We start from the raw sequence: 25,603 nt of genomic DNA, 5'->3' as shown, positions 1-25,603 counted from the left end.
AGTTGGCATTTCTTCCATGCATTATATTCATCTCGCTGATTCAATCACCGCCGCTGCGTCAAAAACGCTGCTCGCGGATATAAGGTGTACCCAGTGACTCCGGCGTGCCGGATGGTTTGTTGCGGTTGCGGTAACCGAGGTACATCAGCACGAGAATCGTTACGACGTACGGAATCATCTTAAGGAAATAAGGCGGAATTGCGCTGCCGAGCAGCTGGAGGCGGAAACCGAGCGAATCCAGTGCACCGAAGAAATAAGCGCAAAAGAGGGCACGCAGCGGATTCCATCTGGCGAAAATCACCAGCCCGACGGCAATCCAGCCGCGTCCTGCCGTGAGGCCTTCATTCCAGGTTGGCGCGTATGCCAGCACCATATCCGCACCCGCAAGGCCGATCAATGCCGCACCGGCTGTCACGTAGCTGTAGCGGATCAGCTGCACGCGGATCCCCATAACATCCGCTGTGGCCGGACTGTCCCCGACCGCACGTAAATGCAGTCCCCAAGAGGTATGGTGAATCAGCAGATGCAGCACCAGAACGAGCAGCAGGCTGAACCAGGTCAGATAATCCATCCTGCCGAAGAGATCTCCTATAACGGGGACTGACTTGACCCAGCCGAGATCCAGCTTCGGCGAAGTTCCCGGCAGCGGCAATCCGCTGATAGACTTGCCCAGATAAGCACTGAGCCCGCTGCCGAACAAGGTCATGGCCAGGCCGGACATCGTCTGGTTCGCCCGGAGTGTGACGGTGAGAAACGAATGCATCAGGCCTAACAAGGCGGTGACGGCCACCGCTGCGAGCAGAGCCAGCAGCAGGCTGCCGCTGCGGATGTAGATGATGCAGGTGGTTACCGCCCCCATCAGCATCAGCCCTTCAGCCCCAAGCTGGATAATCCCAGCACGCTCATTCAGGATGCCTCCCAGTGTAGCCAGCAGCAGCGGCGTTCCGGCGGAGATGGCGGCTATTAATAACTGTGTAGTGAAATCCATGGTTTAACTCCCTTCTCTCAGCAGAAACAGCTATACGCTCCGGCGAAAGCGGAAACGGTGAATCATATCCCCTGCAATCAGGAAGAACAGGATCGAGCCCTGCAGCATTTCCGAAATGGACGAAGGCAGTCCGATGGTCTGCACACTATACCCGCCGACAATCAGGCCGCCGAACAGAATCGAAGTGACAATCAGACCGAGCGGATTCAGCTTGGCAAGCCAGGCGACAATGATCGCAGTATATCCGTAACCCGGAGAAATCCCCTGCATCAGCTTATGTGTAACTCCGGAAACCTCCGCCATTCCGGCAATTCCGGCAAGACCGCCGCTAATCAGCATTACGACAATAATATGGCGTTTGATATGGATACCTGCATAACGGGCAGCCGTCGGATTGGCACCAATCAGCCGCAGCTCATAACCCCAGCGGGTAAACTTAATCATCAGATAATAGATAGCCACGGCGACAAGGCCGAAGATCAGCCCGATGTGCAGCCTTGTGGTACCGAGAACCGGCAGGGACTGGGCGGCGGTAAACATCGGAGAGCCCGGGAAGTTAAAGCCCTTCGGATCTTTCCAGGGTCCGAATACCACATAATCAAGGGCAAGCAGGGCCACGTAGTTCAGCATCAGGGATGTAATCAGCTCATTGACCCCGAAATGCGTCCGCGGAATTGCCGTCATCAGTCCCCAGAGCGCACCTGCGGCAGTGCCGAACACTAACATCAGGGAAATGGACCAGAACGAAGGCAAATCGGGAAAATAAATCGTCACTGCCGTAGCTGCCATCGCTCCGACCGTCAATTGTCCTTCCGCGCCGATGTTCCAGACGGAAATCCGGTAGGCTACAGCAATGCCGAGTCCGCAGAGCAGCAGCGGAATGGCTTTGACCATCGTTTCGGTAAGACCGTAAGAGGTGCCAAAAGCACCGCGGAACATCTTCTCGTATACAACCACGGGACTCATGCCATTGGCGGCAATAAACACCGCGCAGAGCAGCAGGGCCAGAATGACAGACAGAACGGGAGTCCACCACGGAGAGCGGGTTCGGCTTGAATCATACTCCAGCCGCAGCTTCGACCGGTTGCCCGGTTTGGCCGGAACAGGATCAAGCACTGCAGCATTGCTTATATTCTTCGGACTCATACGGCGCTCTCCTCCCTGTTCTGAATCCCGGCCATCAGCAAGCCAATACCCTCTCTATCTGCAGTCTCATGGTCACTCTCCCCAATGATCGAACCGTTATAAATCACCAATATCCGGTCGGATAATTGCAGCAGTTCATCCAGATCCTCCGAGATGAGCAGCACTCCGCTGCCTGAGCCGCGCAGCTCCATCAGCAGTTCATGGACACCGGCTGTCGCCCCCACATCCAGACCTTGCGTCGGGTGAACCGCCACCATCAGCTTAGGGTTGTGGCTGACCTCCCGGGCAAACAGCAGCTTCTGCTGATTGCCGCCCGACATTTGCTGGACTGGCGTATCCAGCTCGGGAGTTTTCACATTGAAGCGCTCAACCAGCTCCAGTGACCAGGAACGGTTCTTTGCTGCCTTCAAAAATCCAAGTTTGGAGTGTTCTTCACTGCGGTAGGACTTGAACAGCAGATTGTCCACTGAGCCCAGCCGTCCGGCAAGGCCGCTCTTCATCCGGTTCTCCGGCACATGAGATATTCCCGAATCAATTGCGCCCCGCACCGAAGCCGCTTTTACCGGACTGCCGTCAAATATAATCTCGCCGCTCCGCCAAGTCCTAAGCCCCGTAAGCACTTCCGCCAGCTCCTTTTGTCCATTGCCAGCAACACCTGCAACCCCTACAATCTCCCCTTCGTTTACAGTCAGGGACAAGCCGTCCAGCGCTTTACGGCCGTGATCGGCAGCGACGTCCAAATTCCGTACAACCAGCAGAGCCTCACCTTGGGTAGCTTCCCGCTCCTGGCGGCTGATCGTAACCTCCCGGCCCACCATCAGCCGGGCCAGCTCCAGTTCATCTGTCTGCGCCGTGTTCAGCGTAGCGATCATTTTCCCTTTGCGCATAACGGAAATACGGTCGGAAGAAGCCATAACTTCCTTCATTTTATGTGTGGTCATGATCACCGTCTTGCCCGCCTGTTTCATTACCTTCAGCGTTTCGAACAGCTGCTCCGCCTCGCCCGGAGTTAACATAGAGGTTGGCTCATCCAGAATGATGATATCCGCGCCGCGGTACAGCGTTTTGACGATTTCCACACGTTGCTGTTCACCGACAGACAGCTGCCAGATCGGGCAGTCTACCGGAAACTTCAGCCCGTAACGCTCAGCCAGCGCCTCAATCTCCAAATGCTTATTTTTCATCCATTTGCTTCCACGCCAGAAAGACGACTTTTCGCCAAGCACGATGTTCTCCGCTGCCGTGAGACTTTGCACCAGTCTGAAATTTTGAAATACCATGCCTACGCCGAGGGATGCTGCATCCTTGGGGGAACGGATTTTGGCCAGTTTACCGTGAATGAAAAGTTCGCCTTCATCCGCCCGGTATACCCCTGAAAGCATGCTCATGACCGTGCTTTTCCCTGCTCCGTTCTCACCAAGCAACGCATGAATTTCACCCGCATTTGCCGAAAAATCGACTTGATCGCTTGCCGTTACGGCTCCGAACCTCTTCACAATTCCGCGCATTTCAACTGAATGATTCTGCATTACGGGACGCTCCTTTCCTTATACTTGTAGGACGGGTGGGGAAGGTTCCCCTTCCCGGAACCCGCCCCACCCATAGGCCATACTGTATGCAATTGTAGAATACGAATTATTTCGAGATTGTACCTATTACGCCTTTGGCCAGCCATTCCATGGAGAGGACTTCTTCAAGCGTCAGCTTTTGGCCTTCATGAACCACAACATTGCCTTTGTTATCGGAGATCGGTCCTGTGAACACATCCAGTTCGCCGCTGATGATCTTGGCTTTGGCAGCTTCCACCAGCTGCTTCACAGCATCAGGAACCTTGTTGCCAAATGGCGCAAGCTCTACCATGCCGTCCGCCATATCCCCGGAGTATTGCTCGCTTTTCCACGTTCCATCCATTACGGACTGGACAGCCTTCACGTAATAAGGGCCCCAGTTCCATACAGGGTTGGTCAAATAATTGTCCGGTGCATACTTGCTCATGTCGGAGTCATTGCCTCCGGCAAACGCACCACGTTCTTTGGCCGCCTGCAATGTGGCCGGGGAATCCTGATACGCCAGCAGCACATCCGCGCCTTTATCCAGAAGACTGATTGCCGCCTGGCGTTCGGTTGCCGGGTCATACCAGGTATTCGTCCACACTACATCCACTTTAATGTCCGGGTTGACACTCTGTGCTCCCAGCGTGAATGCATTAAGATTATAGATAACTTCACTGATCGGAAAAGCTCCTACGTAGCCAAGATGATTGTTCTTGGTCATTTCGCCTGCCGCGATACCGCTCAGATAACTCGCTTGATAATTTTTTCCGAAGTAAGTGCCCATGTTCTCCGCTGTTTTGTAGCCGGAGGCATGGAGGAATTTCACGTTGGGGAACTTGCCCGCTACACTCAGTGTGAAATCCATATATCCAAAACTTGTAGTAAATACGATGTCATGGGACTGTGCAAGCTCCGTGATGATCCGTTCTGCATCGGCACTTTCCGGAACATTCTCTACGAAGTCCGCTTTAATGCCGAGCTCTTTCTCCATATACAAACGGCCTTGATCATGCTGATACGTATAACCGCCGTCACCCGGAGGCCCGATATAGACAAAAGCAACCCTCGGCTTCTCTGCTGCCGGCTCTGTTGTTGCCGCCTCTGATGTTGTACCTGCATGGGTTGCCGCCGGTGCTTCTGTTGCATTTGAAGCCGCATTGTTGTTGCTGCCGCAGCCTGCCAGAACTAACGCCATGAGGAACATTAACACGAAGCTGAAAGTAAATCCCTGACCCCTTCTTTTCATAACTCTCCTCCTCCAGGATATCTCTCCTAATGACCGCAGCCATTAATGTATCTCTACTATACTGAGACCTGAAGGTTACGTAAATTTATATAACATACGTTTGTGCCATTTTATAAGAAGCTTAGCTTTTTTTGTGCTTTACGCACTATAAAGGGGCTTATTAAACTTAAAATATGTGATTATTTCTAACATATATCTGTAAACCACTCAAACCATGTCAGCTTCCACTCCTAATGCTCCATTCCTTGCGGATCTCCCCAAAATCCATTTCTGTGTCAGCATCCATAAAGCAATGGGCGGAATCCGTCTCCAGCACCATCCCCTTATAATCGGGCGAACGCAAAATCCCAGCCGCGCCTTTGTCGCCGTCCAGTCCCTGGAGCACCGTGAACATCTCTTTGGAAAAGAGCGCCGGCGGCATGGCCAGACCTTCATGGGTGCTGGCTACATAGTCCAGCCCCGGATTCCGCTCATAAGTGTCTATCAGCCGGTTCACCAAAGACGCCGTAATAAACGGCTGGTCAGCCAAAGCCACGATGGCAGCGTCAGGCTGCATAGGCAGGATCGCATTCAACCCGCAGCGCAGGGAAAAGGATAAGCCCAAGTGGGCGGTCAGGCAGGTTTCCGTACGCCTAGTGCTCCGCTCACCGGCTGGAGGCAGCCATTTGAGGTCATCATCGGCCCGCACGACAACAATTAATGGCGAAAGGGTGCAGCGGTCCAGTTCACTGAGCGCGACGCTCCCGAGTGACACCTCTTGCGACAATTGAAGTGACACCTTGGATACTCCCATTCGTCTGCTCTGCCCTGCTGCCAGATAGATACCGGCTACTTTCAACGCTCTCCACTCCTTTCAGCAGCTCACGCGAGCCTGCCCTTCTGATTTGAATAATCTCGGCCACAATGCTGACTGCAATTTCCTCCGGCCCTTCCGCGCCGATAGACAGCCCTACAGGAGCGTGCAGCGATGCAGGCGGCTCCAGTCCCTCCAGCAGCAGCGCAACCCGGGCCTTGGAGCCGATGATTCCGATATAACGCGGAGACAGCGGCAGAAGACTTTCCAGAAACTGCCGGTCGCGCTGGGATTGATGGCTGCAGATCAGCACATAATCCTCCCTGGTTATTCTAAGACGTGCTCCTGCCTCGGACGGGGAACAAATCACCCGTTCGGCCCCGGGAAATTCATGCTGCAGGCTGCCTTCCCGCCAGTCGGCGACGGCAATCCGAAATCCGGATTTTGCCGCAAGATCCGCCACGGGACAGGAATCCTGTCCACCGCCAAAGATAACAAGCCGTGGCTTCGGCACGAATAGAGTGTTGAAGAGTTCGAGGGACGGACCGGCCGCTGCCGATGTTCCGGGAAGCGGACCCCGCCCTTTTTTCACCAGACAACTCACTCCTGCACTGCTCTGATTAGAAGATGATTGTCGTTCAACGCCGAAAGTTTCTACAGTATACCGGTATCCTGCAGCGGCAGCTTCACGAAGAAGCATCAGGTTCTCACCTGCGGCCATCCGCACGTAGATTTTTTCCAATAGCCGGCGCAGCTCTCCACGGACCGGTTCAAGTATCACTTTGATTTTGCCGCCGCAGCCGACAGCCTCCCCCCAGGAAAAATCATCGGGAGACAGCATGTCATACTCCACCAGCTCCGGAAGGCCGTGTTCCCAAACCTCCTGCGTACGAAGCGCCAGGTCGCTCTCCAGACATCCGGGACTAAGACTGCCCAGTGTTCCTCCTGCAAAAAACAGCATAGCCGCTCCCGGTTTCCGGTAAGAATGACCTTCCACCCCAATCAGGGTTGCAAGCACCGCAGGGGCAGCATTGTCGTGGATGTGCAGTACAATATCATGTGTACTCATATAGCTTGCTCCCTCCTCCGTAATTCCGCCCGTTCAGGGTGGCGGCTCTTGTGTCATACATTTCGCAACAGCCGCTCAGGTTTCGCGCTCCAGCATTTTGCGGAACAGGAATACCAGCTTCAGCCTCATCAAATCATTGATCTTCTTGAAATCGACATCCAGCAGCTCGCTGAGCTTCTCGATCCGATAGGTTGCGGTATTGCGGTGAATGAACAGCTTTTTGGCTGTCTCGTTTACATGGCCGTCATTGTCCAGATAGACCTCCAGCGTGTGCAGCATTTCCTTGATATATTCCGGCTCCCGGCTCAACAGCCCGTGCAGGCTGCCGTTGCAATATTTTTCCATCGTTTCTGCCGGTATCTGGTTCAGCAGAAGATTCAGCTCAAGCTGTCTGTAATGCACCACATTTCCGTGCGCACCCCAGTGCTGCACCATACCCATACATTCCTTGACCTCTGCAAAAGCTTCCTTCAGACCTTCCGGCTTAACCTTGGTGCTGCTCACAGCTGCCCGCGGATAATAACCCTTGCCGAACTTGAGATTATGAAAACAATCATTGATCAGCTCACGGAACTGGTCGGGACTGTGTTGACCCGCAGGATACAGCGAGAGCAGACCTTCATCCACAACGACATGAATAGCTTTCAATCCCCTCAGTACCGGATGCTCGATGAACTCTTCCTTAAGGCGGAGCAATTCGCCTTGTCTGGATTCCCCGGTGGCGGCCGTATCGGTTAGCAGCAGCTGGAAAGAGGCTTGCAGCAGCGTCACCTCCAGCCTGGCGGCAGCCTGGGACAGATCGTTACACGACAATCCGCCGCTCAGGCAACGGCGCAGCAGTCCACTGAACTCCCGGTGCTCGGCATGCTCGAAATAGTCCTCATAACCCGCATGAATATGATAAGAAATCAGTTCAGCCCCTTGAACAAACAGGCTTTCTTCCACAGGCAGCAGCAGAGGATCAATAGAACAATACAAAAGATAACCCGTGCATTTCTCCCCTTGCAGCAGCGGGATACGGAAACCAACCTTGTCACCTATGCGGAAGCGCCCATTGCGGTTCTGCCAAGGCCAGCCCTCCAGCAGCAGCGCCGCTGAATACTCCGAATTGTTGTAAATGGCGTCGCCCCGGGCACTGATGACCGCCAGCGGGTAACCAATCACCCCGGAAACGGAGTCAAATAACGGACCGCAACGTCCCGAACGGAGCGCAAACCGCATCAGCTTCCGCTGCTTCTCCATCATGCTCTGCAGCACGCTTGTGCTGCGCGACAGCTCGGCGCGAAACAGGCCGTTCATCTGGTCGGAGAACGTAAATTGGAACGGCAGCTCGATCAGCGGAAAGTTCAGCGATTCCGCTTCGGCTACGAGCCTCTCCGGAACAGCGTCCCAGAAACGGCCCAGCTTGATGCCAAGGCCGGCGGAGCCGCGTCGGTTCAGCGTCTGCAGCAGTGCGGAGGCATCCTGGGGACTATCCTTGATCAGATAAGCTGTTGTAAGCAGCATCTCTCCTTCTTTGATCCAATCTGAGATATCAGGGGCATCCATCACATTAATCGACTTGATGATCCGGTGTTTCCCCTTGGCTCCGGCAATCAGTCTGGCTTCGGATAAAGGATAAATGGACAACGCTTCTTCAACCGTAAGATGCATGCCACCCCTCCTCATACAAGTTCATAGATAATGAATTCCGTATTTATGTTACTTTATGTAACATTATAAATAAAATGAACCGTTATGGAAAGAAAAAATTGAAAATATCAGTTGTCAATGTAAGTAAAGATGACATATATCGCAAAGTTTAACTATTGCTTATGGACCGTCTGCAAATTCATGGGAAAGCAGCCTGTTAATTATTGTTTATCGCATCGCATGGGCATGGCAACCATGAGATTTGCAGCAGCTGACTGCCCTTCGGCTCCTCAACGTTCGATAATTGCACTCTGTACAGTTAAATAGTGAATTTCTCCCGCCACGCAGCCTTTAATTGTATTCCGTACATCTATTTGAGCTGATTTTAGCCGAAAGTCTCAAATTCACTGTTTTTAATTGTACAGACTACATCTATTCTCTGGTTTCCGATTGAATTAGCTCAGATAGTTGCAGAGAATACATCTAAATCATTCATTGTCCAAAACGCATACAAGTGGAAACGGCTTCGCCGTCCTCAAAAGGGCGGTATCCATTCCAGCAAGAAATAGAAGGATAATTTATAGCGTGAAGCCTATAAATACTTATATTTGCAAAAAACTCCCGCTCTCCGCCAACAGCGGAGCCGGAAGTTCTGTGATGCCATGCCTCTGCGCTTATTGCCATAACCGCCGGACCCATGAGAGCAGGCGGAGATCCTGTCCACGTCCGCCAATCACGGACAATCCCAGCGGCAGCCCGCCGGGACCCGCCACAGGCAGCGTTACCTGCGGCAATCCTGCCAGCCCGGCAATGCAGTTGAGCATCATCGCCCCGCTGCGGTTCAGTTCCAGCTGCCGCAGGTCCCCGCCGCGCAGCGGGGCGGGACCAGGCACGGTAGGGATGACGAGACAGCCGTCCTCCCCGAGCAAATGACGCAGCCGGGACGTTATGTCGTCACGTTGGGACTGCGCCCAACTGTGATCCTGCCCGGCCACACTTGCCGCCCAAGCAAAGCGGGCAGCAATGTCAGGCCCAAAAACCGGCTGCTCCCGCTCGATCCAGGCTCCGTGGGTCGCCCAGATTTCAGCAGCCTGCAGCTCGCGGAACACATCCATCCAGCTTGTTAATCCTTCCGGCGAAACTTTAGCCTCCAGCACTTGCCCCACTCCTGCCTGGAGAAGGTCCAAACCTTGCTTCAGGCTGGCCGAACTGTCCGTCCCAGCCAAGGCCCAGCCATCCATGCCAATGTACAGCTTGGCCATTCTGCTTCCCTCCGGCACATCGCAAGCGTATGAAGCAGGGACGGCAGCTGCCTTCAGGAGGGGATGTTGCATGACTGGCTCTCCGGGATGCCCTGGTTCACGTCCCCTGGCATGCCCTTGTACATGTCCCCCAGTATACCCCTGTACATGTCCTCCGGCAGACCCACCGTTACGCTCCGGGCCGTCCCCTCCATAAATCACCCGGCCACATTCCGGGTACTGTCCTACACCCGCGCCATCCCGCTCCACACTTTGCTGCAGGCTATTACTCTTCCCGGAGGAATCCTGCGTTTCTCCCGCTCCGCCCTCCACTCTCCCGAGCAAAACCTCGCCTACCCGCAGCAGTATTCCGGCGCTGTCTGCGATCCAGCCCACAGTATCAAAACCCGGCGCCAGCGGGATTACCCCGCCTATCTCCACCGCCCCGTGGGTCGGGCGGAAGCCATAAACGCCGCAGTACGCCGAAGGAACACGGATAGACCCGCCTGTATCGGTCCCCAAGGCAAAATCCACGCTTCCGGAGGCTACGGCCACCGCCGAGCCGCTGGAGGAGCCTCCGGGAATACGTCCCTCCGCACGCGGGTTGACCGGTGTGCCGTAATGATAATTCTCCCCGCCCAGGCTGTACATCAGTTCATCGGTATGGGCGGCACCGCGCAAGGAGGCACCTGACTGCAGCAATGTCCATACGGCTGCGGCATGCGCCGATGATGGCGCATGACTGCGCAGCCAATGCGGATTGCCTGCGGAAGAGCGGTGTCCGGAGACAGCGAACACATCCTTAACGGCAAAGCTCAGCCCATTCAGCTTGCCACGCGCAAGGCCCGGCACCTCCAGCTCCGGGTCAATAAATGCGCCGAAACGGTTATTAAGGACCATCTCTTCCCTCCTCCTCCCGGACAGTCCGGGGAGCTTCATTGTTTACTCTTACTTGTTGCCAGCTCTACCAGCCGATGGCTGCTCCGTCGCAGCGCGGATCAGTGCCGCCGCTGCGGTAACCGTTGCCATCGATGGCAATCGCATGGGCATGCCCCATGATTCCATCATAGTCTGCGGCTTGGCGGACCAGATGACCGGCCCCGGCCAGCTCTTCGAGCACTTGCGGAGCTACCCGCTTCTCCACCTTCAGTTCCTGGGTCGGTTCCCCCCAGGTCCTGCCCCAGACGAACCGCGGCGCATTCACCGCCTCCTGCGGATTCATGCCATACTGCAGCATCCGTGTCAGCAGCAGACTCTGCGTCTGCGGTTGCCCCTCCCCGCCTTGCGTGCCGTAGAGAATGGCCGGCTTGCCGGCTTGGCAGGCCATGGCTGGCATCAGCGTGTGGAAAGTGCGCTTATGCGGTTCAAGCGTATTGACATGCGAAGGGTCCAGCGAGAAGAAGGAGCCTCTATTCTGCAGCAGAATCCCTGTATCCCCGGCGACCGTTCCCGAGCCGAATTCAAAATACAGGCTTTGGATAAACGAGACGGCGTTCCCCTCCCCGTCAACTACAGCGGCATAAGCCGTATCCCGGCCAACCGGCTCGCCGCCAAGCGCAGCCGCCCGGCGGAGCGAAATGGAATCGGCCAGCTCCACGGCATACTGCTTATCCAATAGCCGCTCCAGCGGAATAGAGCGGAATTCAGGATCAGTCAGCACCTGATCCCGGTCCCTAAAGCTCAGCTTCAGCGCTTCAACCAGCAGATGATAGTACTCGAAAGACCCATGCTCAATCTCTGCGAGATTAAACCGCTCCAATATGTTCAGCGCCATCAGCGCAGTGAAGCCCTGCGAATTCGGGGGCACCTGATATACCTGATGCCCATGGTAATCCGTGGAGATCGGCTCCACCCAATTGCCCTGATGGTCGGCAAAATCATCACGGGTGAGATATCCTCCGGAAGCCAGCATATCCTTGCTTATCTCCTCTGCAATCCCGCCCTTGTAAAAAGCATCACGCCCTCCCGCCGCCAGCGTCCGCAGCGTCCGGGCCAGCTGCTTCTGTACAAACTTCCCGCCGGCCCTCGGAACCTTGCCGCCGGGCAGATACACCGCCGCCGCGCAGGGGGACAGCGCGGCTCCCGCCAGTATGCTGTTGCCGTGTTGATCCGGCGACAGCGGAAACCCACCGGTGGCGTAGCCGATTCCCGGCTCCAGCACCTCCGCCAGGGTCAGGCGGCCATACTGGCGCTGGACCGCCTCCCAGCTGTCCGCCATTCCGGGCACCGTAATGGCGCTGCGCACACCCCGCCGGGGAATGGCACTTTCCCCGGCATAGCAGTCTCTGCGGACGCCGTAGCCGGATCGTCCGCTGCCGTTGTAGGCCCGGACGCGCCCTTCACCGGCGCTGTAGGTCAACCAAAAAGCATCGCCGCCAAGGCCCGTCATATGCGGATAGACCACCGCCAGCGTGGCGCTGACCGCTACCGCAGCGTCAAAGGCATTGCCGCCGCGCTCCAGAATACGCGCTCCGGCGGCAGAGGCCAGATAATGGGGACTGACCACCATCGTTTTCGTACCGATTACCGGCCCTATTGTCATGACTCCCAGCTCCATTCCCATGTCAATCAAGTTAGTGCCATTTAACAGCAGATCAAAAACCCCTGTCAATCGGTTACGCACAAACTCAAATTCCCCGGCATTATTTTGTGAACGGTGCACAAAGATTTATCGAAATACACCCTATCCTGTAGTTGCAGTCATACAAATTGATATAGAATGGGCACAAAAAAGCTAAAGTCTGTTTATCCCGGAGGAGGAATCCCGTGAAATCCATCAGTAACGAATATGTACAGATAGCCGCCGCGATGTTCAGGACGGGAATTCTCGGCTATGGCGGGGGCCCCTCCGTAATTCCACTGATCCGGCATGATGCCGTAACCCGCTATTCCTGGCTGAGTGATGATGAATTCGGGGAGACGCTGGCCATCGCAAATGCCTTGCCCGGGCCCATCGCCACCAAGATGGCGGCATATCTCGGCTACAAGCTTAAAGGGGTAAAAGGTGCGCTACTTTCCGTACTGGTGCATATTCTGCCTAGCTGTATTGCGATGATTGCCCTGTTATCCGCGGTGAATTATTTAAGCGGCTCCAAGGTAGTGGCAGGCATGATTGCTGCTGTCTCTCCCGTGATTGCAGTGATGCTGGGAATGATGGCTTACGAGTTCGCGCAAAAAACGTTCAAAGGATTGGGGAAATGGATCGGGGCTGCTTTCCTGCTGCTGGCACTGGTACTGCTTGAGGGGCTTCACCTGCATCCTGCCATCGTGATCGTACTTTTTCTTGGCTATGGAACGGTTCATTACCGGATACTGGCAAAGAAAAATAAAGGAGGAACCGCCTGATGGAATGGCTCAAACTGATTTACGGCTTTTTTATGGCCAATCTGCTGGGCTACGGCGGCGGCCCCTCCTCCATTCCGCTGATGTACGAAGAGATCGTGCCGCATTACGGCTGGCTGAACGATGAAGAATTCTCCAATATGCTGGCGCTCGGCAACGCCCTGCCCGGACCGATTGCGACCAAAATCGCCGCTTACGTCGGCTATGACGTCTATGGCTGGTTGGGACTGAGCGCTGCTCTCGCTGCTACGGTTCTGCCCTCCGCTGCCGCACTGATCATCCTGCTCGGCGTGATGCAGAAATACAAGCATTCACCCGTCGTTAAAGGAATGACCTTGCTTGTACAGCCGGTGATTGCCATAATGATGGCCGTCCTGACTTTCAAAATGGCCAGAGGTCCGGCGGACCTTATCGGCATCTGGCAGACGCTGATCATTGCCGCAATTGCCTTTTGGGCTATGAAGCGGCTGAAGCTGCATCCCGCACTCGTGATTCTTGCCGCTTTTGCTTATGGAGGGCTGGTACTCCGGTATAAGGTCTAGCGGCGTCTGCCGCAAGGACCTCCTATTTCAAAATGTACTGCGAAAGCACCGACTGAACCTCATAGATATTGACAGATTTATTGAATGTCTTCTTCAGCGGCAGTGAGCTGCCGGATACATAAAGACACAGCTCTGCATCCAGATCAAAGTGCCCCGCCGTCTCCACCGAATAATGGGAGATATTTTGGTAGGGAATGGAGTGATATTGCGTTTTTTTGCCGGTGATCCCCTGCTTGTCAACGAGAATCAGCCGCCTGTCGGTAAAAATGAACATATCCCTGATCAGCCTGTAGGCCCGCTCAATTTTTTCATGGGGGGTCAAAATCCGCGCGTATTCACGCTGCACTGCCGCCAGATCAACCTGCGTTGCATTGCCCAGCAGTCCATTAAAAAGCGCCATCACTGTTCCTCTTTCCTGTTGCTGATTTGGTGAGCTGCCTCAGCCATATAACATCCTATTGTGCAATTCCAATTATATGCTGTGGTTCATTCCGCTTTTTTTCTATTGCTATTATTGCGGATATTAGGTAAACTACTGTTAAATTTGTATCGAAGGAGGTGTAGAGGAATGGATCGCAATTGGACCAACAGTGTTATTAGCCGGCTGCCTATCGCTATGGCTGGCATCGTTCATGTAAATGCCGACAACGGGAGAAGTCTGTCCATTTACAAGAATTTAATAACACTACACAATTGTGAAATGCCTTTCCTGCCTACACTTCAACGGGTCTCATAAACCGGAGAACAACCAGGCCGCGGGGAAATTTCCCTGCGGTCTTTTTTTGTTCCATGATGTCCTCCTGGAGGCATCCCCTTTGAAAGACAGCGGAGACAGGGCATTCTTAAAAGGAGAATACCTATGATCATTTCATGTCAAAACGTCCAAAAATACCACGGTGCCCAGCTTGTGCTGAGCGATATCACCTTCGATATCCGCCAAGGTGAGAAAATTGGCCTGATCGGCCGCAACGGCTGCGGCAAAACCACCCTCTTCCGTCTGCTGAGCAGTGAAGAACGCCCCGATCAAGGGCAAATCTCCATCCGCAGAAACAGCATCATTGGCCTGCTCTCACAGATCCAGGAAGCGGACGGCGACGAGACGGTGTATGCCGTGCTCCAGCGCAGCTTCGCGAAACCCCTGGAGTGGCAGCAGCGCCTGCGGGAACTGGAGCAGGAAATGTCCGGACTGAACGCCGGAACGGACGAACAGGACTGGAACAGGCTGCTCAAGGAATACGGCAGTCTGCAGGAGAAGTTCGAAGCAGCCGGAGGTTATGAGATTGAAGCCTCAATCCAGCGTGTAGCGGCAGGCCTTGGAATCGGAACCGGGCAATACGACCGCCGGTTCGCTTCCCTCTCCGGCGGGGAGAAGACAAAGGTCGGCCTCGCCGAGCTGCTGCTGCGCCGTCCCGATATCCTGCTGCTGGATGAGCCGACCAACCATCTGGATATGGAGGCCATAGAATGGCTGGAGCAGTTCCTCCAGACTTATGACGGCACAGTCCTTGCAATCTCTCATGACCGCTATTTCCTGGATGCCGTAGTGAAGAAGGTCATCGAGATTGAAGATGGCGAAGCCATCACGTATCACACGAATTACAGCGGATACCAAGTGGAGAAAGAAGCCCGTCTGCTTCAGCAGTTCGCCGATTACCAGGAACAGCAGAAGAAAATCAAGCAGATGCAGGAGAGCATCAAACGGCTGATTGAATGGGGCAACCGTTCCAATCCGCCGAACCCTTCCTTCCACCGCCGGGCGGCCTCCATGCAGAAGGCGCTGGACCGGATGGTCAAGGTCAAACGCCCAATTTTGGAGCGCAAATCGATGGATTTGCAGCTGCAGCAGGATGACCGGACCGGCAACCAGGTCGTCATCCTCGACCGGATCACCAAAGGTTACGGTAACCGCAGGCTGTTCTCAGAGGCCAGTGATATCCTGCGATATGGCGAGACTACCGCACTGATCGGCGGCAATGGCGCGGGCAAGAGTACGCTGCTGCGGATGATACTCGGCCAGGAGTCCCCGGATAGCGGAAGCTGCACCCTTGGATCAAGAGCTGTCATTGGTTATCTTGCCCAGGAGGCAGTGCCGGAGGGCGGCGGACAATCGGTGCTGCGCTATTTCCGGGAGGAGGCCGGACTTGAGGAAGGCGAAGCCCGCGGGCAGCTTGCCCGGTTCCTCTTCTACGGCAGCGATGTGTTCAAGGACATCACCAATCTCTCAGGAGGCGAATGGACACGGCTGCGTTTCGCGATACTGATGCACCGCCGTCCAAATCTGCTCATTCTGGATGAGCCGACCAACCATCTGGATATTGATTCCCGAGAAGCACTGGAAGAAGCGCTGGAGGAATTTCCCGGCACGGTGCTGGCGGTTTCCCATGACCGTTATTTCATCAACCGCTGCTTCGGCAAGCTCTGGGCGATTGATCAAGGCCGCTTCACCTCCTTCTCCGGAAATTACGAATATTATAAGGAAAAGCAGGCTGAGAAGGCTGCCGCTGCAAGGCTGCAAACCGAAATGAGCGGCCAAGGCTGCAAACAAGTGGCGAAGCCGGATACATTGCCCAAATCCAAAGTCCCTGCTGAAATAGCTGAGGCTGCGGGTTCACAATTTGGCCTCCCGGCAAAAACCGGGTCCAAACCTGAACGGTCCACCGATTCCCGCAAGCAGCGCTCCGGTATCTCCTGGGAGCAGGAAATAGCCGCAGCAGAGGCGCAATTAGGCCTTATTGATGCTGAGATGCTGAATCCCGTTATCGCCAGTGATGCGGGAAAACTGGCTGAGCTTCAGCATACTAGAGATGCCGCACAGGAGAAGCTGGATGACCTCTATGCGTCCTGGTTGAGCGAAGCAGAGACACACCAATAACATTTTAAACATAGAGAAAGCAAAGGTGATAACCATGACAGACACTCCGGCCGTGGAGGCCTATTGGAATACTTATATTAAAGCCCATCCCGAAGCTGCAGAACTGTATGACAGCGCGTGGTCCTTTGGCGACAATCCCCGGCTTGCCAACGAGTTGCTTGAGCTGGTGCTGAAAGGAATTAAGACGGGAACCGCCTCCGATTATGATTTGAACGAAATCCGGGGACTCACTCAGCCCTTTGCCCATGGCCACTCCATCCTTCTGGATGCCAGCGGCGAACCGCGGGCAATCATCGAAACTATAAAGGTAGAAGTCATTCCTTTTGACGAGGTAACTGCGGAGTTTGCCTATTCCGAAGGCGAGGATGACCGCAGCCTGGAATCATGGCGCTACAATCATGAGCTGTATTTTACGAGGGAACGCAAAGCCTATGGCAAACCCTTCGATCTTCAGATGAAGGTGGTCTGCGAGAATTTTCAGATTGTCGATATCAGACAGCCCCAGTAATTCTTATATTTCCAAAAATGGCTGGGCTTCCTTATGTTAAGGAGGCACAGCCGTTTTTTGTTCATTGCTTATGTATACACCCTTGTATCGTCCCGAAGTTGAAATAAGTTATGATCCATTAAAAAAGGCCGCTTCCTCATAACGAAGAGACAGCCTTCATTGTATAGTTACAATTAGTGTAAGTAGAATCCTTAGGATTAAGGTTTAGTGCCAGATCCCCATGATCCAGCCAACCACCGAGATCCATAAAGGAATGCTAATCAGAATGCCCCAGACCAGTCCGGTAGCAATATTACCTTCTGCAGGACGTGTTGCATTCTCCTGCGTTAGCGGAAGTCTTAACTCTTCTTGTTCCATGCGATCCCCTCCTAAATTTCTTATCGACACAGTAGAGGAAAAAATGTAGACCGCCTGACCCAAAAAGTTGTGTTTCCAAATATTTTTTAGATACAAAGGCTCAGCGGTCATTCTATGGAAAGGCTTACATAATTAATATTAACCAATTTTTGTCTCAATTAAAACTTATATTTTATCTATTTCGTACATTATATGCAATTAACTAGTCCAAAATTACCGGCTTCTGCGGATCGTGCAAGAATTGAAACATGGTTCGCAGCTGCTCCGCCGTATTCCGCTCCACAGACAGCTCAGGCAGCTCATCCTCAGCGAAAAAATCCACCTCGCTGGTCTCCACGCCTTCCGCTGCCTCCCCGCCGACAATCGTGCACAGGATAAACATTTTGTAGACATGATAAGGCTCCGGGGGATGATTATGGAATTTCTTATCCAGCACGGCCAGCAGACGGACTGCTTCCGCCTGAAAACCCGATTCCTCGGAAATTTCCTTGACGACTACCTCGCTCGGAGACAATCCAATATCGGCCCAGCCGCCGGGAAGCGCCCAGTTGCCGTCCAGCTTCTCGCGGACCAGCAGAATTTTCCTCTCACGGAAAATAACGCCGCGCACATCTACCTTCGGTGTGCTGTACCCGCCTTCACCTGCAAAAGAGAGCCGGATCCGCTCCTTGCTCTCAAACGTATAATTCGCCAGAATGTCCACGCTCAGCTCACGCAGTGCTTCATAACGTTCGATGTCGTACACGTCTTTGGCGTAGGTAAGACCTGTCTGGGCAATTCCTTGAATCTCCTTCGCCCAAGCTAACCATTTCGGTTCCATAATTTTATCGCCTCCATTAACATATCAAAAAGGATTATTGGCATAGCATTAAATGACGGGAGAACATCCCCTTTTTAGCAACACAGCGGTCGATAATTTCAAATCCTGCTGTCTCTATCATCTCATCCATCGCTTCGATAGCCACGATGACAACCCTGTCTGCAATCCGGCGGGCGTTCACGAGTATGGCATACTGTTCCTCAGGGGTAATGCTGGAATATAGATTGTAAGGCATATCCACGATGGCTGTGTCATAATGTTCCTCAATGTCTGCAATATCTCCCAGCACCACTTCAGCCTCGAAGCCAAAATGAGCAATATTCGTCCGCGCTCCCGCCGCAATAAAGGGATTGATATCACGGCCAACGATATTGATACCCATCGACAGCGCCTCTACCATTACTGTACCGATGCCGCAGCAAGGATCAATGACTTTGACTCCTGCCGGATTTGGGACCGCCATATTGACAGCCGCACGGGCCACTCTTGTGCTGAGCGCAATGGAATAGCTGCGCGGTTTTTTCATTTGCCGGAACCAGGTTGCCTTGTTCTTGTGATAAGCCCCGAAGTACCAGCGGCCGCCCAGCGTTACTATACCAAATACAAGCTGCGGATGGTTCACATCCGCTTCTCCTTCTATCCGCAAGCCGATTTCCCGCTCAATAATTCTGCGTTCATCATACTCTATTTTATCCGCAGGGGACAAATCATTGGTCTTCACAAAAATCACCTTGAAGGTTTTGCCGTTCAACTCCACCTGCTCGGTCTGCTTATAAATTTCCCGCAGGCTGCCCCCCCCGTACATCACGTCAATCCGTTCCTTAATAAAAGGGCTGCGGCTGACATCCGCTTCAATCTCACTCGCAAAAATGGCAGGCGGGATCTCCCGGCCAAACAAGCAGCGCAGCTCCATTCCGCATAAAGAAATCTCGTCCTCCGAGCATGCATAAGTATAGATATACGCGGGATTCACGCCCTTATTAGGCATGTTTGCTTCTTCTTTCAGATCTGTATATGAATTCAATGACACGTTATTCCGCTCCTATCGCTCCCGCTGCTGGCGGGGCTTCTGTTTCATTTAGATTTTCTGCTGTATCGGCACCGGAATGCCCGTTGTCATAGCTGATCCTTGCCCCGGCGATTTCTTCACGCTTTCCGTTAACCCATTCAACAAGGGCGGTCAGCGGTTCCAGCAAGGACTCGCCCAATGCTGTAAGACCATATTCAACGGTCAGAGGCACGGTAGGCGTCGCTTTGCGCCAGACGATTCCGTCCCGCTCCAGATGGCGGAGCGTTTGGGTAAGCATACGCTGCGAAATTCCGCCTGAGCGCCGCTGCAGCTCCTTGAACCGCAAAGATTCCACACCTAAATTCACGATAATCAGCACACTCCATTTATCTCCAACCCGGTCCAGAATCTGCCGGGCTAAGCTGCAGTCCTCAAGCATCGGCAGCTGACCGTCTTGCTGAGTCAATAATCGATCCATTATGGTTACCTCCATGTAACTTGAGCATATAATAGTGCCTTCTTGCTGCACAAGCCAACTAAGTTTATCATGGTTACTGTTAGTAATCAACAACCGGAAGGGAACTGATATTAAGTGAAAACAATCGCTATCGTAGGGGCCGGTCCGGGACTCGGACTCTCCATTGCCAAGAAATTTGGTACAAACGGCTTTCAAGTCGCTTTAATTTCCCGCAATGCGGACAAGTTAAATCATCTGGTGGACGAATTAAAGGGGCTGGGCATCGAAGCGGCCGCCTTCCCTGCTGATCTTTACAATAAAGAACAATTAACTGCCGCTTTCCAGGGGATCAAAAAAAAGTATGGCTTCATCGACGTGCTGGAATTCAGTCCAACCAGCGGCAATTATCCGCCGACTCCGGCATCACAGGTTACGGAAGAAAATGCACTTGATGCGTTCCAGGCACTGGTAGTAGGCGCTATCCGCAGTGTGGAGCAGGTCTTGCCGGAAATGCTGGCCAAAAAAGACGGGGCTATCCTGTTCACAACCGGCCTCTCTTCCCTCTATCCCATACCGATGATGGGCAATATCGGTATTGCGCTAAGCGGGCTGCGCAACTATGCCAACAACCTGCACACCGACCTTGCTCCTCAAGGGATTTATGTCGCTCACTTAGCGCTGGGTGTATTCATTAAGCCAGGTACAGCTACAGACCCGGGTCTTATCGCTGATGCATGGTATGATTTATACACAAGCAAGTCACAAGCCGAGGATACCTTCCCGCAAGGTGTCACTCCGGCCACAATTATCTGGTAAGCCATTTCACCAATCCATTTTGATCCATAGTGAGTTCTCCAGTATAATGGAAGCATTACACTGCCAAACCATGACGGCGGTGCGTTGCCCTGAGCTCTAGGCTCAGGGCTTGTACTGCCTGTTTTGCGCAGCGAACTCCAAGGAGGTACATATCACTATGTCTTATGAAACTTATTTTCAAACTGAGCGTGAAGCTCAGCTTGCCGAATTGAAGGAATGGCTGGCCATCCCCAGCATTTCCGCCCTGTCCGTACACAAGGAAGACGTCAATTCAGCCGCACATTGGCTGATGGATACACTGAAGCGCGCCGGGCTGGAGAATATCGAAATCCATCCCACAGCGGGCCATCCAGTAATCTATGCCGATTATCTTCACGCGCCGGGCAAGCCGACCATTCTGGTATACGGCCACTATGATGTCCAGCCGGTTGATCCGCTTCATTTGTGGACTACCCCTCCGTTTGAACCGGAAATCCGTGACGGCAAGCTGTACGCACGCGGAGCAACAGATGATAAGGGTCAGGTCTTTATGCATATCAAAGCAATCGAAGCCATTCTTAAGCAGGAAGGCACCTTGCCGGTCAATATCAAGCTGTGTATTGAAGGCGAGGAAGAAATCGGCAGCGTGAATCTGCCGCCATTCCTGGAAGCAAGCAAGGACAAACTGGCTGCAGATGCCGTGCTTGTCTCGGATACAGCCCTGCTGGAACGCGGACGCCCTGCCATCTGCACCGGGCTGCGCGGATTGTGCTCACTCGAAGTCAGCGTAAACACCGCATTGACAGACCTGCATTCCGGCTCCTACGGCGGCGGTGTGCCAAATGCGCTGCATGCACTCGTTTCCCTGCTGAGCTCGCTGCATGATGGCAACGGCCGTGTTGCCGTCGATGGTTTTTACGATGGCGTCCCTGAGCTTTCTCCTTTGCTGCGTGAGGAGTTCGCCAAACAGGGTGTGAATGAAGAGAAGATCAGAGAAGCCCTCGGCCTTGAACAGCTGTACGGCGAAGAGGGATACAGTTTTGTAGAGCGTGTCGGCGCCCGTCCAACCCTTGAACTTAATGGGGTTTACGGCGGTTTTCAGGGTGAAGGCAGCAAGACGGTCATCCCTAAGGAAGCCCATGCCAAGATCACCTGCCGCCTTGTCGGCGACCAGGATCCGCAGCATATTCTGGATGTTGTTGAAGCTCATCTGAAAGCGAATATCCAAGCCGGAGCGAAACTGCATGTGAAACAAATGGAAAAAGCGCGCGCCTTCAACATCGACCCGTCGAATCCGATTCTGCAGACTGCGGCAGACGCTTTTGGCAAGGTATACAGCACTCGTGCACTCTTCACCAAAGACGGCGGATCCATTCCAATCATGGAAAGTTTCTCGCGTATCCTCCAAGCACCGGTTGTTCTGATGGGCTTTGGACTGGATGATGAAAACCTGCACGCTCCGGATGAACATTTCAATCTGGAGAATTTCGATAAGGGACTGCTTACGATTGTTGAGTTCCTGAAGACAGTTTAAACAAGAAGCCATTCTCCGCCGAGAGTTGAATATCTAAAAAGGCCGGATTTCCCGTTATTGAGGGAAGCCCGGCCTTTTTCTCTGATTCATTTATAGCCATTAAGTAGAACAATCCCAACCCGCTGTGCAAAATAAAAAACCCTTGCATAACAAGGATTTCGAAGTTAAGTGTATGGAGCGGGTGATGGGAATCGAACCCACGCTATCAGCTTGGAAGGCTGAAGTTCTACCATTGAACTACACCCGCAATGCAAAGTGAAGACAAAAAGTATTGTATCATTCCTATGAATAAAATGCAACCCTATCGGCTCACAGAATTTCTACGAAGACGGTGATGGGATTAAGGGTGTGAGGAAAGCCTGTTCAAATTCGGCCGCCTTGATTGGCTTGCTGAAAAGGAAGCCTTGCGCTTCATGACAATGCTGCTGGCGTAAAAATTGCAGCTGCTCCTTGTTCTCGACACCCTCAGCGGTTACCTTCAGCTTCAGATGATGCGCCATGGATGTGATCGTCGATACAATCGCCGCGTTGTTGCTGTCTTCCATAACCTCTGAAACAAAGGAACGGTCGATCTTAAGCCGGTCGATTGGCATATTCTTCAGATAGTGCAATGAACTATAGCCTGTCCCGAAATCATCTATGCTGATGAACACACCCAGCCGTTTCAGACGGTTAAGCTGATCAAAGGCGGTTTCTTTGTCCAGAGTCATACTTTCGGTAATTTCCAGATCGACATAACAAGGATCAAGCCCGATCTCCTGCAAAATGGCAGCAATTTTGCCGTCCAGGTTCGGCTGAAGAAACTGGCGCATGGACAAGTTGATCGAGACACATATCGGCCGGTACCCTGCTGTCTGCCACTGTTTGTTCTGGAGGCAGGCCGTTCTAAGGACCCATTCACCGATTGGAACAATCAGCCCGCTCTCTTCGGCAATCGGAATGAAATCGATTGGCGACACAAGTCCACGCTTGGGATGCTCCCAGCGCAGCAGTGCTTCCATGCCGACAATTTCTTCGGTATCCAGCTGCACCTGCGGCTGATAGACGAGATAGAACTCATTGCGTTCCAGTGCCCTGCGCAGATCATTCTCCAGCTTGAAGCGTTCCTTGGCCTTCATTTGCATGGCCGGGGTGTAGCGGCGGATTTCTACACCCTGTTCTTTGGCATTATGAACAGCGGTATCGGCATTCTGAATCAGTTCTTCTGCAGTGTCCCCGTCCCCAGGGTAAATGCTCATTCCGAGACTTAGTGAAATGTGATATTCTCCAGACTCAAGCTTTACCGGTGTTTCGAATAACCGCAAAAGCTCAGTCGCCCGGACCAGACAGTTCTCCACACCGGTGCGGTCTGTCATCAGAAAAGCGAACTCATCGCCACCCATGCTGTACATTTCTTCGTTTGACTTGACTTCATTTCTTATGCGCTCTGCAACCAGCTGCAGCAGCAGGTCTCCAGCGTAATGACCAAGTGAATCATTGATGTTCTTAAAGTGGTTGATATTCATAATCAAGAACGCTGAGAATCCTTGAGTCTTGTCTTTTTCGCCGCGATGAACGATTTCTTCGGCGTGCTGCATCAGACACCTTCTATTCGGCAGTCCTGTTAATTCATCATGATACGCCAAATAATTAATCCGCGCTTCCGCCTGTTGGTTCTCATGAAAAGGCTCTTCAATCGTCAGCCGGTAGACACCGGTAAGCAAAAGGTAATAGGCTACTCCGCTGCTTAGCATTCCAAAGAGATAGTCCATTTCGCCGATACTGAACAGATTCATAAAAAAGACCTGGCCCATGGCGAAGAAGATCAGCGCACGGATAATTATGAGCAATGACGCCGATTTTTCAATTTTGCCCGGGTACACGATAATAGCTACTCCAAGCAGATAAACAAAAAGCACAGCCATATCCACGATATGCTTTAAAGTGTTTATCCATGAATAACCCCACTGCTCCGCAGCAATAGAGTGGCTGAAGATTACTCCCCCCAAAGAAAGCACAATCAGCAAAATAGCAACACTGAAGACCTTCTTCTTGCCTCTAACAGATACCGGCTGATCCTCTCTGCTAAAAATAACTAGGATTCCAAGTGCACTTGCCAAACGGGAGAAGGTGAGCAGCCAAAGGGATTGTTCTGAAGTAATGTACGAAGAAATCCCGGGAATACCTGCAAAGCTTAACGTGTGTAAGAAATCAAAAATACATACTCCAAAAAATAAAGCAGAGGTGTAAAGTCTTGCCTTGGATAATTTATCGGAGAAAAACAGCCAGCCCTGAGCGAAAATTGCGAAACCAAAAGCAATATTGCAACAGCCGATCATAAGATAGAGGGCCGAAAGCCAATTCTGATTCTCAATATTACTGAGCGGTGTACGAAAAATCTGAATTAGAAGGAACAGCACAGCTCCTACTATAGCCGCTTGAATGGTCTTTCTCTCTTCTTGTCTCATAAGTCCCTCGCGTCTGAAATGATATCTATTTTAAAATAAACGGAAATATTAGGTCCTATGTATAAATATCGGCTTGGCTACCCCATAAAGTTACATTCTTGTTTCTTTATTATAAAAGAAAAAACAGCAAAAAAAGCACCTTCCTCTGATATAGAGGTCAGTGCTTCTGCAGGATACCGATTATTTATCTCCGAAGTTCACCTCAGGAGTTGTAAGCTTATCATAAAATTCTACAGCCTTATCTTTGTCTTCCGAAGAACGCAGCGCCATTGCAGAGCGCGGATGCTCATCCAGTGTGCCGGTGATCATGTAAGGAATAATATATCCCCATTCTTCCTTCTCCCGCAGAGGAATCATCAACCGCTCAACGACATCCAGAACCGGCCGCAGCGTATATTTTGTATTTTTCAGATGGGTAACCAGCAGCTCGGTCGGGCAGTTGCCTGCGGCGCGGCCCATGCCGTAACAGGAGGCATCAAGCAGCTCTACACCCTTCTCGGATGCAATAAGCGTATTGGAGAAGGCCAATTGAAGATTGTTGTGGGTATGTACGCCCAAACGTTTATTCGGCAAATGCGTTCTGAACTTTTCCACCAGATAATGAATATCATTATGATCCAGGCTGCCGTAAGAATCCACAATATATACAACGTCAACCACGCTCTCGCGGATTTGTTCAAATGCCTCCAGCAGCTCATTCTCCATCACGTTAGACAAAGCCATAATATTGATCGTTGTCTCATACCCAAGATCATGGAAGGTCTGCACCAGCTGCAAAGCCTTGTCCACATCCTTGCTATAGCAGGCTACACGGATGAGATCCAGCATGCTTTCACTGCGCGGCAGAATATCATTAACATCCACGCGGCCGATATCTACAAGCGCGGAAAGTTTGGTGTTCCCCTTTTGCGGGATGACCTTGCGCAGGAAATCATCGTTCAGAAAACGCCACGGACCTGCTCCCTCTGCTCCTTTAAGCAGCTTCGGTGAATTTTTATATCCGATTTCCATATACTCAACACCGGCCTCGTTCAATCCGGCGTACAGATTCTGCACAAATTCAACACTAAAATCCCAATTGTTCACCAGTCCTCCGTCACGAATGGTGCAATCTACAATTTTACTCTGATTACTCTTCACTATTTGTTCTCCCTTCCACATATCCTTCATTATTGCCGCCAGCATAGACTTACTATGCAATCATTATCGTACAATCATACTTTAGTGAAGAAGAAGTTGTAAAGAAAATTCC

The 25,603-nt window shown here is 52.5% G+C and carries 23 protein-coding genes and 1 tRNA gene; 7 read left to right on the top strand and 17 right to left on the bottom strand.

Annotated elements, in window-relative coordinates; genetic code table 11:
* Positions 1-58: 58 nt before the first annotated feature.
* The 9 genes from NST07_RS07200 to ggt form a co-directional block, all read right to left on the bottom strand.
* Entirely contained in the window at positions 59-988 is a 930-nt protein-coding gene (locus NST07_RS07200) for an ABC transporter permease (RefSeq protein ID WP_341090776.1), read from the bottom strand.
* A 30-nt stretch (positions 989-1,018) separates the two neighbouring features.
* Positions 1,019-2,134: an ABC transporter permease gene (locus tag NST07_RS07195; RefSeq protein WP_341090773.1), complete on the bottom strand. Its 1,116-nt coding sequence runs from the start codon at positions 2,132-2,134 to the stop codon at positions 1,019-1,021.
* Positions 2,131-3,663: an ABC transporter ATP-binding protein gene (locus NST07_RS07190; RefSeq protein ID WP_342481284.1), complete on the bottom strand. Its 1,533-nt coding sequence runs from the start codon at positions 3,661-3,663 to the stop codon at positions 2,131-2,133. The genes NST07_RS07195 and NST07_RS07190 overlap by 4 nt, the downstream gene beginning before the upstream one ends.
* A 106-nt stretch (positions 3,664-3,769) precedes the next feature.
* Positions 3,770-4,933: a BMP family ABC transporter substrate-binding protein gene (locus tag NST07_RS07185; protein ID WP_342481283.1), complete on the bottom strand. Its 1,164-nt coding sequence runs from the start codon at positions 4,931-4,933 to the stop codon at positions 3,770-3,772.
* 217 nt (positions 4,934-5,150) lie between these two features.
* Positions 5,151-5,711 carry an NTP transferase domain-containing protein gene (locus NST07_RS07180; protein ID WP_341090767.1) on the bottom strand — a complete coding sequence of 187 codons (561 nt, stop codon included), beginning with the start codon at positions 5,709-5,711 and terminating at the stop codon, positions 5,151-5,153.
* Positions 5,659-6,795: an XdhC family protein gene (locus tag NST07_RS07175; protein ID WP_342481282.1), complete on the bottom strand. Its 1,137-nt coding sequence runs from the start codon at positions 6,793-6,795 to the stop codon at positions 5,659-5,661. Before NST07_RS07175 ends, NST07_RS07180 begins: the two co-directional genes overlap by 53 nt.
* A gap of 75 nt (positions 6,796-6,870) precedes the next feature.
* A complete protein-coding gene (locus NST07_RS07170) occupies positions 6,871-8,448 on the bottom strand; it encodes a PucR family transcriptional regulator ligand-binding domain-containing protein (protein ID WP_342481281.1) in 1,578 nt (525 codons plus the stop codon).
* Positions 8,449-9,101: 653 nt separating this feature from the next.
* The gene (locus tag NST07_RS07165; protein ID WP_342481280.1) at positions 9,102-10,568 is read right to left on the bottom strand and encodes an amidase family protein; all 1,467 of its coding nucleotides are present in this window, start codon (positions 10,566-10,568) and stop codon (positions 9,102-9,104) included.
* Positions 10,569-10,632: 64 nt separating this feature from the next.
* A complete protein-coding gene (gene ggt, locus NST07_RS07160; protein WP_341097582.1) occupies positions 10,633-12,210 on the bottom strand; it encodes a gamma-glutamyltransferase in 1,578 nt (525 codons plus the stop codon).
* Between the two features lie 224 nt (positions 12,211-12,434).
* Between ggt and NST07_RS07155 the strand changes: the two genes are divergently transcribed.
* Together NST07_RS07155 and NST07_RS07150 are read left to right on the top strand one after the other, a co-directional pair.
* On the top strand, positions 12,435-13,013 hold the full coding sequence (locus NST07_RS07155) for a chromate transporter (protein ID WP_341090758.1): 579 nt from the start codon (positions 12,435-12,437) through the stop codon (positions 13,011-13,013).
* Positions 13,013-13,552 carry a chromate transporter gene (locus tag NST07_RS07150; protein WP_341090756.1) on the top strand — a complete coding sequence of 180 codons (540 nt, stop codon included), beginning with the start codon at positions 13,013-13,015 and terminating at the stop codon, positions 13,550-13,552. Before NST07_RS07155 ends, NST07_RS07150 begins: the two co-directional genes overlap by 1 nt.
* Before the next feature lie 22 nt (positions 13,553-13,574).
* Here NST07_RS07150 and NST07_RS07145 read toward each other — a convergent pair whose 3' ends face one another.
* The gene (locus NST07_RS07145; protein ID WP_341090754.1) at positions 13,575-13,952 is read right to left on the bottom strand and encodes a PH domain-containing protein; all 378 of its coding nucleotides are present in this window, start codon (positions 13,950-13,952) and stop codon (positions 13,575-13,577) included.
* A gap of 168 nt (positions 13,953-14,120) precedes the next feature.
* Here NST07_RS07145 and NST07_RS07140 point away from each other — a divergent pair, with 168 nt between their 5' ends.
* The 3 genes from NST07_RS07140 to NST07_RS07130 all read left to right on the top strand — a co-directional run bounded on the left by NST07_RS07140 (position 14,121) and on the right by NST07_RS07130 (position 16,932).
* Positions 14,121-14,288 carry a hypothetical protein gene (locus NST07_RS07140; protein ID WP_341090752.1) on the top strand — a complete coding sequence of 56 codons (168 nt, stop codon included), beginning with the start codon at positions 14,121-14,123 and terminating at the stop codon, positions 14,286-14,288.
* 123 nt (positions 14,289-14,411) lie between these two features.
* The gene (gene abc-f, locus NST07_RS07135; RefSeq protein ID WP_341090750.1) at positions 14,412-16,424 is read left to right on the top strand and encodes an ABC-F type ribosomal protection protein; all 2,013 of its coding nucleotides are present in this window, start codon (positions 14,412-14,414) and stop codon (positions 16,422-16,424) included.
* A gap of 34 nt (positions 16,425-16,458) precedes the next feature.
* A complete protein-coding gene (locus NST07_RS07130; protein WP_341090747.1) occupies positions 16,459-16,932 on the top strand; it encodes an ASCH domain-containing protein in 474 nt (157 codons plus the stop codon).
* 204 nt (positions 16,933-17,136) lie between these two features.
* Here the strand turns inward: NST07_RS07130 and NST07_RS07125 are convergent, their stop codons facing one another.
* The 4 genes from NST07_RS07125 to NST07_RS07110 all read right to left on the bottom strand — a co-directional run bounded on the left by NST07_RS07125 (position 17,137) and on the right by NST07_RS07110 (position 19,596).
* The gene (locus NST07_RS07125) at positions 17,137-17,289 is read right to left on the bottom strand and encodes a hypothetical protein (RefSeq protein WP_179091807.1); all 153 of its coding nucleotides are present in this window, start codon (positions 17,287-17,289) and stop codon (positions 17,137-17,139) included.
* A 202-nt stretch (positions 17,290-17,491) separates the two neighbouring features.
* Positions 17,492-18,109, bottom strand: a complete 618-nt coding sequence (locus NST07_RS07120) for an NUDIX hydrolase (protein ID WP_341090745.1) — start codon at positions 18,107-18,109, stop codon at positions 17,492-17,494.
* A gap of 34 nt (positions 18,110-18,143) precedes the next feature.
* The gene (locus NST07_RS07115; protein ID WP_342481928.1) at positions 18,144-19,097 is read right to left on the bottom strand and encodes an RNA methyltransferase; all 954 of its coding nucleotides are present in this window, start codon (positions 19,095-19,097) and stop codon (positions 18,144-18,146) included.
* A 43-nt stretch (positions 19,098-19,140) separates the two neighbouring features.
* Positions 19,141-19,596, bottom strand: coding sequence for a helix-turn-helix domain-containing protein (locus tag NST07_RS07110; RefSeq protein WP_341090743.1), 456 nt, complete (start codon positions 19,594-19,596; stop codon positions 19,141-19,143).
* A gap of 114 nt (positions 19,597-19,710) precedes the next feature.
* Here NST07_RS07110 and NST07_RS07105 point away from each other — a divergent pair, with 114 nt between their 5' ends.
* Together NST07_RS07105 and NST07_RS07100 are read left to right on the top strand one after the other, a co-directional pair.
* Complete coding sequence (locus NST07_RS07105; RefSeq protein ID WP_341377642.1) at positions 19,711-20,391, top strand: SDR family NAD(P)-dependent oxidoreductase; 681 nt, start codon at positions 19,711-19,713, stop codon at positions 20,389-20,391.
* 157 nt (positions 20,392-20,548) lie between these two features.
* Positions 20,549-21,904, top strand: coding sequence for a dipeptidase (locus NST07_RS07100; protein ID WP_341090739.1), 1,356 nt, complete (start codon positions 20,549-20,551; stop codon positions 21,902-21,904).
* A gap of 173 nt (positions 21,905-22,077) precedes the next feature.
* Here the strand turns inward: NST07_RS07100 and NST07_RS07095 are convergent.
* From NST07_RS07095 to NST07_RS07085, 3 genes are all read right to left on the bottom strand, one after another.
* Positions 22,078-22,151: transfer RNA gene (locus tag NST07_RS07095), tRNA-Gly, on the bottom strand.
* Positions 22,152-22,224: 73 nt separating this feature from the next.
* Positions 22,225-24,351: an EAL domain-containing protein gene (locus NST07_RS07090; RefSeq protein ID WP_342481279.1), complete on the bottom strand. Its 2,127-nt coding sequence runs from the start codon at positions 24,349-24,351 to the stop codon at positions 22,225-22,227.
* A 180-nt stretch (positions 24,352-24,531) separates the two neighbouring features.
* A complete protein-coding gene (locus tag NST07_RS07085; RefSeq protein ID WP_341090609.1) occupies positions 24,532-25,491 on the bottom strand; it encodes an aldolase catalytic domain-containing protein in 960 nt (319 codons plus the stop codon).
* Between the last annotated feature and the right edge of the window lie 112 nt (positions 25,492-25,603).

The sequence above is a fragment of the Paenibacillus sp. FSL L8-0340 genome (genome assembly GCF_038593145.1).
GTDB lineage: Bacteria > Bacillota > Bacilli > Paenibacillales > Paenibacillaceae > Paenibacillus_AQ.
The sequence above is the reverse complement of the archived record's forward strand: the minus strand, read 5'-3'. Positions and strand labels throughout refer to the sequence as shown.